This window comes from Methylobacterium sp. AC433 (assembly GCF_979253015.1).
Map to the genome: position 1 here is coordinate 1 of NZ_CEEDBN010000091.1, position 250 is coordinate 250.

At 67.6% G+C, this 250-nt stretch carries 1 protein-coding gene; it reads right to left on the reverse strand.

All coding sequences use genetic code 11. The features are described 5' to 3' along the window. Positions 1 to 250 (reverse strand): methylmalonyl-CoA mutase family protein (locus AC0IWM_RS23845; RefSeq protein ID WP_471759161.1); only part of this gene is annotated, 250 nt, incomplete at both ends.

The window sequence follows — 250 nt, forward strand, 5'->3', positions numbered from 1 at the left end:
TGTGGGTGCGAAGCGGCAGCGACTTGTCGCTCTTCGGCTCGAACTCCTTGACGAGCTTGGCCCCGATCAGGCGCGCGGCCCGCATCTTGGCGATCTCCATGAAGAAGGTCGTCGAGATCGCCCAGAAGAACGACAGGCGCGGGGCGAACTGGTCGATGGTCAGGCCGGCGGCGAGACCCGCCTGGATGTACTCGACCCCGTCGGCGAGCGTGTAGGCGCGCTCGAGGTCGTTCGTCGCCCCGGCCTCCTG